Here is a 4,056-nt window from a genome sequence, read left to right on the forward strand (position 1 = left end):
CCCCCGGGGGGGCCCCCGCCACCGAGACCGCGGCTCCGCGCAGAGACGGCGACATCCACGTCGCCGGTCCGAGCGGACGCCGCGGTCTCGTCGCGTCCGGGCGCCGAGCCCGGGTGTGCGGTGCGAGTCAGACGGCGGTGCGGGCCGGGAGCTCGACGCCGATGCGGAGGGCCTCGACCAGGTCGCGGTAGAGGTCGTCGGTCGCCAGCAGGTCGGTGTGCGTGCCACACGCGCGGACCCGGCCGTCCTCCATGACGAGGATCGTGTCCGCGTCGACGACCGTCGACAGGCGGTGCGCGACCGTCACGACCGCGCCCGTCTCGGCCGCAGCCCGGATGCAGTCGTGCACCGCCGCCTCCGTCAGGCCGTCGACCTGGGCCGTCGCCTCGTCGAGCAGCAGCACCTCCGGGGACCGCAGCAACGCGCGGGCCAGCGCGATCCGCTGCCGCTGCCCGCCCGAGACCGACGTCGAGGACAGCGACGTGTCGAGCCCCTCGGGCAGGCCGTCGAACGCGCCGTCGAGGCGGACCGCCCGCAGCACCCGGTCGACCTCCTCCTCGGTCGCGTCGGGGGCGCTGAACAGCAGGTTGTCGCGGATCGTGCCGGGGACGATGGGGGTCTCCTGCTCGACGTACGCGAACCTCGCGCGCAGCGCGTCGTGGCCGACCTCGGCGAACGGGACGCCGTCGAGCAGCAGCGTCCCCTCCTGGGGCTCGAGGAAGCGCAGCAGCAGCGAGAAGACCGTCGTCTTGCCCGCACCCGACGGACCCACCAGCGCGGTGTGGCCGCGTCGAGGGATCGCGAACGACACGTCCCGGACCGCGGGCGGCGCGTCGGGCCCGTACGCGGCGGTCACGTCGCGCAGCTCGACGACCGGCAGCGAGGCGTCGACCACCGGTCTCGCCTCCGCACGCCCGTCGTGCACGCGCCCGCCGTCCTGCCCGGCGTCGCCCGGCCCGTCCGGTGCCACCGCCGCGCCCGGTGCGGTCGGTGCGCCCGCCCGGCTGCTCGCCGGTGCGGACGACGCGACTGCCGCGGTGCCGGTCGGCGGCTCCTCCGTCTCCATCGCGGTGACCTCGCGGATGCGCGCCGCGGCGGCGATGCCGGACTGGAGCTGCGTGAAGCTCTGCGTGAGCTCGGTGATGGGGCCGACGATGTTGAACGCGTACAGCAGGAAGGCGACGAGGCTCGACACCGCGAGCAGCCCCTCGGAGACGCGCCACGCGCCGAGGCCGAGGATGACGACGATCGCGAGCTGGATGCCGCCCCACGACACCGTCCACGCCACGGCGGTGGTCCGCACCGCGCGGATCGCGTGGTCCCGCGCCCCCTGCGCGTCGACGAGGATCTTGTCGCCCTGCCGCCGCTCGGCCCGGCTCGACTTCACGGTGCGGACCGCGCGCAGCGTGCCCTCGAGCGTGCCGCCGAGGCGGCCCATCGACTCCTGCGACGCCTGCTGCGCGGTCCCGATGCCCGGCAGCAGCACGGCCATGACGGCGCCCACGACGACGATCGCCGCGATGGTCGTGCCGAGCAGCACGAGGTCGAGCACGGCCATGAGGACGAGCGTCCCGATCAGCGACACGGTCCCGTTGACCAGGCTCACGAGGCTCGACGACGCGGCCTCGCGCAGCAGCACGGTGTCGGACGTGGTCCGCGTGACGAGCTCACCGACGGGCCGACGGGTGATCGCGGGCACGGTCGCGCGCAGGAAGTGGTCGACGAGCGAGCGCCGGGCGTCGTAGACGATCCGCTCGGCGACGGTCCCCATGAGGATCCACTGCGCGAGGCCGACCGCGGACCCGACGACGAGCAGCGCGAGCAGCACGCCGACGGGGGCCGCGAGGTCGCCCGACTCCGTGAGCGAGTCGAGGACCCACTTGGTGACCATCGGGGTCGCGAGGCCCATGGCGGTCGCGGCGAGGCCCAGGACCAGCCCGAGGGACAGCGAGCGCGCGTGCGGGCGGGCGAACGAGACGAGGATGCGCAGCCGCTCGCCGCGCGGGAGGTCGGGCTCGGCAGGTGCGGTCGCGGCGCCGGGGGGCGGGTCGGCGGTGTCGGGGGTCTCGGTGGCGGGCGCTGGCGTCGGCGGCATGCGTCTAGTGGAACACTGGTGTTCCATCGCGGTCAACAGTGATTCCACTGTGGAACACGGTGCTACTGTCCGAACGTGAGCACGGACATCGCGAGCGGCGCACGCGCCCGCACCCGGCGCGCGATCGTCGACGCCGCGATCCGCACCCTCGCGCAGGACGCCGGCGCGAGCCTCGGCCAGATCGCCGACGCCGCCGACGTCGGCCGCACCACGCTCCACCGCTACTTCCCCGAGCGCGGCGACCTGCTCGCCGCCGTCACCGAGGAGGCCGGCACGCGGCTCGCCGGCGTCGCCGACCGCGCCCGGCTCGACGACGGGCCCGGGCTCGACGCGATCCTGCGCGCGTGCCAGGAGTGCCTGCGACTCGGCGACCTGCTGACGCTCGTCTTCACGGGCGTCGTGCCGCTCGAGGACTGCGACCCGGCCGACGGCTTCACGCACGCGCTCGACGCCGCGTGCACGCGCGGGCTGGCCGACGGGTCGCTCGACACCCGGCTCAGCGCCGCGTGGGTGCAGACCACCGTGTGGGCGTCGCTGTACGCCGCGTGGAGCGAGCTCGCGCAGGGCACCGCCGGCCCGCACGACGTCGTGACGCAGCTCCTGCTCACGGTCGGCAAGGGGCTCGCGGCGCCGGACGCACCGCCGCGCTGACGCCCCCACGCGGTACCCGGACAGCGGAACGGCGGGGCGGGAGTGACGCCTCCCGCCCCGCCGTCGGGGACGCCGTCCCGCTCAGCGAGCGGGGACGGTCCAGGCCCACGGACTCACCGCGGCACCCGGGTCACTGCGGCGAGAGCGTGAAGCTCGAGCCGCTCGCCGTCGGCTCCACGTCCAGGCGCTGCGCGGACAACGTGTGCGCGGCGCGCTGGTCGACGTAGACGCGGGCGCCCGCGTCCGTCACCACGTCGTCGCCGGGCACAGGCGCGGCGACGAGCGCGAGCTCGAAGCCTCCCGCGTCCTGCTCGGCGATGCGCAGCCCGCCCGTCTCGTCGGGCAGGCCGGCCCGCTCCGTGAGGGTCCGGACGGCGGTGCAGGCGTTCTCGGTCAGGGTGAGCACAGGCGCTCCTCTCGTGCCGGGGAACACCACCCCGTCGCGGTCGACCCGGGGGGCCGTCCGACGCCGGGGCAGCGCTTGCGGACCTCTCCACCGTGGGCGGGACCGGCGCGCGGAGGCAAGTCGAGTCCCGCCCAGCGAGACCGATCGCGACACGCCGGGCGCCCCGGTCGCACCGTCCCGCACGACCTCCTAGATTGCGCACCCGCTCCCTCGGACGCCGCCTGCGACGGACCCCGGGTGCCGCGCCGCCGGAGCGTCGGTACGGTCCACCCCATGCCCATCCCGCACTGGATCACCCGCGTGAACCGGGCCGTCACCAACCCGGTGATGGGGGTCTTCTCGGACCGGGTCCCGCCGCTCGCGACGCTGCACCACGTCGGTCGCTCGTCGGGGCGCCGGTACCGGACCCCCGTCATGGCGTTCCGGACCCCGCGCGGCGTCGTCGTGGCGCTCACCTACGGCCCCGACGTGCAGTGGCTGCACAACATCGACGCCGCCGGTGGGGCGCGGCTCGTCCGGGCCGGGCGCGTCCTCGTGCTCGACGACCCCGTCCGGCTGCGCGGCGACGCAGGGACGCGCCTGGTGCCCGCACCCGTCCGCGCCGCGCTGCGCGTGCTGCATGTCGACGAGTTCGTCGAGCTCGCGGTCGTCGGCACTGCGACCGGGACCGCCCACCGGGACGCCTGACCGGTCCGTCCGTACGATCCGAGGGAGGACCGGCACCATGGGACCCGCCCGGCAGGACGGCCCGGGCGCACGCGCGGGAGGCGGCATGCGCGACCAGGGGGCACGTCCGCCCGCGACGCCCCCGACGGGCACACCCGTCGGGGTCCCGCCGGCGGCGGTCGCGCGCCGGCGGACGCTCGCCGCACGGATGCGGCGCGCGGCGCACGCGCTCACGGAG

At 76.0% G+C, this 4,056-nt stretch carries 5 protein-coding genes; 3 read left to right on the forward strand and 2 right to left on the reverse strand.

Annotation, left to right across the window (positions count from 1 at the left end; translation table 11 throughout):
- Positions 1-127: 127 nt before the first annotated feature.
- On the reverse strand, positions 128-2,095 hold the full coding sequence (locus CTKZ_RS20310; protein WP_200829856.1) for an ABC transporter ATP-binding protein: 1,968 nt from the start codon (positions 2,093-2,095) through the stop codon (positions 128-130).
- A 75-nt stretch (positions 2,096-2,170) separates the two neighbouring features.
- On the opposite strand from CTKZ_RS20310, the gene CTKZ_RS22545 reads away from it, so the two are divergent.
- Positions 2,171-2,746: a TetR/AcrR family transcriptional regulator gene (locus CTKZ_RS22545; RefSeq protein ID WP_124344602.1), complete on the forward strand. Its 576-nt coding sequence runs from the start codon at positions 2,171-2,173 to the stop codon at positions 2,744-2,746.
- Positions 2,747-2,876: 130 nt separating this feature from the next.
- On the opposite strand, the gene CTKZ_RS20320 is transcribed toward CTKZ_RS22545, so the two are convergent.
- On the reverse strand, positions 2,877-3,152 hold the full coding sequence (locus CTKZ_RS20320) for an iron-sulfur cluster assembly accessory protein (protein ID WP_124344603.1): 276 nt from the start codon (positions 3,150-3,152) through the stop codon (positions 2,877-2,879).
- Positions 3,153-3,425: 273 nt separating this feature from the next.
- Here CTKZ_RS20320 and CTKZ_RS20325 point away from each other — a divergent pair, with 273 nt between their 5' ends.
- Together CTKZ_RS20325 and CTKZ_RS22230 are read left to right on the forward strand one after the other, a co-directional pair.
- Entirely contained in the window at positions 3,426-3,839 is a 414-nt protein-coding gene (locus CTKZ_RS20325; protein WP_124344604.1) for a nitroreductase family deazaflavin-dependent oxidoreductase, read from the forward strand.
- Positions 3,840-3,876: 37 nt separating this feature from the next.
- The coding region (locus CTKZ_RS22230; RefSeq protein ID WP_210766405.1) for a hypothetical protein at positions 3,877-4,056 on the forward strand (180 nt) is incomplete at its 3' end.

The organism is Cellulomonas algicola, from assembly GCF_003851725.1.
Lineage (GTDB): Bacteria > Actinomycetota > Actinomycetes > Actinomycetales > Cellulomonadaceae > Cellulomonas > Cellulomonas algicola.